Consider the following 624-nt stretch of genomic DNA (forward strand, 5'->3'; position numbering starts at 1 on the left):
AGGGTGAGTGAAGGTAAATTGTCCCCGCTTAAAAATAAAAACTTATGGTCTTTGATCAAAAAACGTGCCTGCATACGATCCGCAAGACGCGTTAAAAAATCAACTGCCGATTGATCTGTTCTCACCACATAAGGAAGAGCTTGTTTGCTAAACTGGGGGCTCACCTTTGCTTGATAACCATGGCGTTTGGCGAGTGTCTCAACAATCTCAGCAATGGTTTTGTGTCAAAATGTTCACTCGCTTGTTCTTTAAGCTCTTTGCGCATCGAAGCGCTTTTGCCACAAAGGCGTAAAATCTCTCCATCACTCCCACCAATACTGACCACCGACTCGACAACAAAACGCCCCATAAAGGCATGGATGCTGTTTTGATAGCCAAAGGTAACCTGGAGTGCACTGTTGCTTGAAGGAATTTCTAAATCATGACCACTATCGTCAAACTCTGCTTCAAAGCTATCAGCTTCATTGCCTGCATGATCGGTGATCGTTGCCGTTAAAAGACGCTGATAAAAGACCTCATGAACAAGCTTCTCCCCTGCCTTTACTTCAATAAAGGGATGTGTACGTCTTAATCCCATAGCCTTTTCACCACACTCTTCTTCTCTTGGCTGACAAATTCGGGCAG

General features: G+C 44.4%; 1 pseudogene. It reads right to left on the bottom strand.

What is annotated here, in order from left to right:
* A pseudogene (locus tag BN338_RS07455) lies at window positions 1–577 on the bottom strand (late control protein); the annotation flags it as partial.
* Between the last annotated feature and the right edge of the window lie 47 nt (window positions 578–624).

The organism is Bartonella queenslandensis AUST/NH15, assembly GCF_000312585.1.
Classification (GTDB): Bacteria; Pseudomonadota; Alphaproteobacteria; order Rhizobiales; family Rhizobiaceae; genus Bartonella; species Bartonella queenslandensis_A.